The 4,387-nt window shown below is 59.6% G+C and carries 4 protein-coding genes; all 4 read left to right on the top strand.

The window, feature by feature from the left end; genetic code table 11:
• A partial coding sequence (locus C8N44_RS22740; RefSeq protein ID WP_245413008.1) for an integrase core domain-containing protein occupies positions 1-387 on the top strand: 387 nt, incomplete at its 5' end.
• A gap of 192 nt (positions 388-579) precedes the next feature.
• Positions 580-1,761, top strand: coding sequence for a Fic family protein (locus tag C8N44_RS22735; RefSeq protein ID WP_107978966.1), 1,182 nt, complete (start codon positions 580-582; stop codon positions 1,759-1,761).
• Between the two features lie 92 nt (positions 1,762-1,853).
• Positions 1,854-2,651 carry a hypothetical protein gene (locus C8N44_RS22730; RefSeq protein WP_107978965.1) on the top strand — a complete coding sequence of 266 codons (798 nt, stop codon included), beginning with the start codon at positions 1,854-1,856 and terminating at the stop codon, positions 2,649-2,651.
• Entirely contained in the window at positions 2,644-4,296 is a 1,653-nt protein-coding gene (locus C8N44_RS22725; protein ID WP_210204220.1) for a DEAD/DEAH box helicase, read from the top strand. The genes C8N44_RS22730 and C8N44_RS22725 overlap by 8 nt, the downstream gene beginning before the upstream one ends.
• Positions 4,297-4,387 lie beyond the last annotated feature (91 nt).

Raw genomic sequence — 4,387 nt, 5'->3', positions numbered from 1 at the left:
TTGAGACCTGAGACCCGGTTATGGCCACCCGCTGCGCTATTTGCGGGCTGCGCGTGTGGCCATAACCTTAAAAAGCGCTTCTTCCCGACGTGCTATGGCAGCGAGTTCATCTCCCGCGATCTGGATTTGTGGGCCTATGCAAACGACGTCACCCTGGACTTCTCCCGACCGGGCAAGCCGACGGACAACGGCTTCATCGAGGCGTTTAATTCCAGGCTCCGGGCGGAATGCCTGAACGCGCACTGGTTCATGAGCCTTGCCGACGCACAGGAAAAGTTGGAAGGTTGGCGTAGACACTACAACGAGGATCGTCCCCACAGCGCGATCGGATACAACGTCCCGATTGCCATGCATTATCCCGATGACGTCACCAGCCCGTCATCGTGAAAAAGCCGGGAAAATCCAGCTTCCGGTGGTCCAAACATGGGGAGCAGCGCAAAGGCTTCAGGCCGAGTTGGCGAGCGAAGCGAAGATCTGCGGCCCTGCTCGACGCGCTAGTTAAGCCCACTTATCTTAGCATACCCGTTATTTAAGCGAAGACCGTATTGCTTAAATAACAAGCGAGCATCATAGTGAGCTATGACCGATTCAGACCCCAACCAACGGCTTGGCCGCTTTGTCGAAACACCCGTTGCAGGAGAGACGGTCCGCGCCTTCGTACCACCTCCCCTGCCTCCAGTGCCAACAATCGACGTACTGGTGCTTCTCGACCGTCTCAGCCTGGCGGAGCGCGCCTTAGGACGGCTGGATGGCATCACGATGCTTCTGCCGCGCCAAGAACTGTTCCTCTATATGTATGTCCGCAAGGAAGCAGTACTTTCCTCACAGATCGAAGGAACGCAATCGACGCTGACTGACCTGCTGCGTTTCGAGACCGAAGCACAGGCGGGCCAGCCAATCGATGACATCCGCGAAGTCTCGAATTACGTCGATGCCATGATGTACGGGTTGGAGCGTCTCGAAGAACTGCCGCTGTCCCTGAGGTTGATCCGCGAGATGCATGCGCGTTTGCTACAAAGCGGACGTGGCGGCACCAAGGACCCTGGGGAGTTTAGGCGCTCGCAGAACTGGATTGGAGGGACACGTCCCGGTAATGCGCTTTACGTCCCCCCGCCCGTCACTGAACTGGACAATTGCCTCGGCGCGTTTGAACGCTTCATGCACGACGACCAGTCCCGCCTTCCTGCCCTCATCAAGGCAGGGCTGCTGCACGTCCAGTTTGAAACCATCCACCCTTTTCTCGACGGCAATGGCCGCATCGGCAGGTTGCTGGTGACATTGTACCTCTGCGTCAATGGGGTGCTGCAAAAGCCGCTCCTCTATCTGAGCTTGTTTCTCAAGACGCATCGCGCTGATTACTACCGCCTGCTTCAAGAGGTGCGTGAGCATGGACAGTGGGAGGCTTGGCTCGACTTCTTCCTCGCCGGCGTGGCTGAAACGGCAAACAAGGCATTTGATGCCGCTACTCGGATTGTTGACCTGTTTAAGGAGGATCGCGAGCGCATTTCAGCGCAAAGTGATCGAGCCGGTTCGTCATTGCGTATCCATGAGCTTTTCCAGCAGCACCCTTTCCTGACCGCGAACCAACTGGTCGAGTACACTAGTCTGTCGGCGCCGACGGTGAACGCAGCGCTCGCCGACCTCCAACGCTTCGGAATCCTTGAGGAGATTACGGGGCGGAAGCGGGGGCGTGTTTTCAGCTATCGCGCCTATCTGACCATCCTCAGCGAGGGTACCGATCCGCTACCCACCACTGCCTAGAGAAAGGTGCAATGACAATTGCCATTCGACCATGAAATCCAATCCTGGCTGGGTTGCTCCCCTACAAGTTCGGGCGATTTCTCGGCGTACCCATGACTCTCAAGCTCATTCCAATAGATCATGGCGAACTCTGCCACGGCTGGGCGTGGTCCATCGATAATGAGGACGCACTCGCCGAACAGGTTGCACGTATAGTTCTCGGCCAATATCGCCACGTTGCCAAGATCCTGAGCGGTGCGGGGGTGCCGGGACCTGCTGCCAATGCCGAGCAGGCGGCTGCGGCGATTAAACAACTTACGTTGGCGAAGGGAGAAGATCCTTGGCACCGTGATGGCTGGCTGTTCCAGGCGATATCGTGGATCGCCGCGCACCAGCAGCCTGCCGCTTCGCTCACCCGGATGCCTCATATTCGCAAGGCCGACAAAGGCTTCGACGGCATGCAGCTCGAATTGAACGAAGCCGGCACCTCGGTCACTGCGGTCGTCGTCTTCGAAGACAAGGCCACCGATAAAGCCCGCGATACTATCCGCGACGATGTGTGGCCAGGCATCGTCGCGCTCGAAAGGGGGGAACGGCTGAATGAACTCAGCCAAGAGGTGAGCGGGATGCTCGACGCCCGCGCTGCCGCTGATCCCGAGTTTGACGTCGATACTGCGATTGCCAATATCCTATGGCACGACGCCCGGCGCTATCGCGTAAGCATCACCATCGGAAACACCCACAACAATGCTGATACCCGCGCCAAGCTGTTTAAGGGCTTCGATGAATCCGCGCGCGGCGCTGCTGCCCGCCGTCGCGCGGATACCATATACCTCCCGGAGATGCGTACCTGGATGGCGGGCTTCGCTTCTCGCGTGATAGTCAAGATAAAGGCCATCGCAGATGTTTGATCCGACGACCGCAGCGCTGATCCGAGCAGCTCCTCCCCTCGAGGGCCTCGATCTAGACAATCTGCCGAAGCGGCTAACAGACGCCTTTGCCGACATCGTCTCGGCGCGGATTCGTCTGCAGGGTGCTACTGCCGAAGCAGACGATGAAGCATTGATGGCAACCGTTGCTGAACTGCGCCGCCTCGCTGCAGCGCACGAAACCTATGCCGCCTTGCTTCCCGATCGCGAGAATCGCGCCTCGGCGGCCTTTGTCGCGGCTTCGGCACATCAGGCCATTTCCTTGGCGTTGCGCGGCATAGACGCTCCGAGTCGAGTCGATATAGCAGCGGTCAGCCCAGACGTTTGCGCTACATTGCTTTTTCTCTTGGCAGAAGCGCATGCCGATGCGGCCGAAGCTGCCAAGCGCATAGTGCCTGCGCCAGAGGCCGGGCCTATCGAGCGCGCCCTACTGCTTGCAATCCGAAATCTTGCGCAAGGTCGGCTCGGGCCCGTCGTTGGTGCCGACGAGCCCGCGATTGAAGTCGATGGCGACGATCTCGGCTTCCGCGCTCTCGATGCGCTCCGCCTATTGCTTCTGCGCGGCATCACCAACCTCGCCCGGCAGATGGGCCTGCGCGTAGACGTAGCGCCCGAGGCGGGCGGCATCGTTCCAGCAAGCGTGCTGTTTGCGCAAGTGCGCGCCCTCGCCAGCGAGCCAATCGATGGCGAGGGCGTGGCCGACGAAACCCTGCTCAGCCTCTATCCCGGTCCTCTGCACCTCGCCAATCTTTTGTTGGGGCTCGAGGGCGACCTGCTCGGGACCGCGCTCAGCCGCATTCCGACGCCCGGCGGGGTCGATGAAAATGGTTGGTGGCAGACGCTCCGACGAATGGCCGCGCAGCGCCCCTATCTCTGGCGCAACCACCGTGAGGCGATCGAGAAGGGCTATCTCGAGCAAGGCGTATCGTCGGCAATCAGCTTTCCGACCGGTGGTGGCAAGTCGACTCTCGCTGAACTGAAAATCGCGACCGCGCTGCTCCGTGGAGAGCGAGTCATTTTCCTCGCTCCCACCCATGCACTCGTCGGGCAGACCCAGCGATCTCTCAAAGGCACGTTCCAAGACTACAGCGTTCTTGCCGACGTCGACGAGGATGCGGGCATAAGCGACCTCGTCATGCTCGGCGAAGTTACCGTCATGACCCCCGAGCGCTGTCTGATGCTGCTCTCGATGGATAGGGATGCATTTGCGGATCTCGGACTGATCGTCTTCGACGAATGCCATCTGCTTCATCCGCGGGAGGATGATCGGAGCCGACGCGGGCTTGATGCGATGCTTGCCATTCTCAACCTTACAGGCATCGCTCCCGGAGCCGACTTGCTGCTGCTCTCCGCCATGATGAAGAACACGCAGGAGATTGCCGACTGGATCGCCTATGTAACTGGCCGCCCATGTCTGACGCTCGACCTGAGCTGGAAGCCAACCCGGCAGGTGCGCGGGTGCGTCGTTTACCCTGCCGAGCAGATCAACGCGCTTAGAGACCTCCTCGCTCAAGCTCGCATTGACTATCCCGATCACGGCGATCCACCTGTGTCGGTGAAGAACGCGTTGCTCGCACAGCCCTTTGGTCTGTTCAGCCTCCTCCAGACCTGGTCGACGACGGACTGAACCGCGCCGGGTTTGCCGGAGGCTCCAAGTCCTGAGTAGGATGGAGCATCATGAGCAAGACGACGAACAAGTTTTCTCCCGAAGTGCGCGA

Origin of the sequence: Allosediminivita pacifica (genome assembly GCF_003054175.1) — a bacterium.
Lineage (GTDB): Bacteria > Pseudomonadota > Alphaproteobacteria > Rhodobacterales > Rhodobacteraceae > Allosediminivita > Allosediminivita pacifica.
Note: the sequence above shows the minus strand (reverse complement) of the source record. Positions and strands in the feature narration are given on the sequence as shown.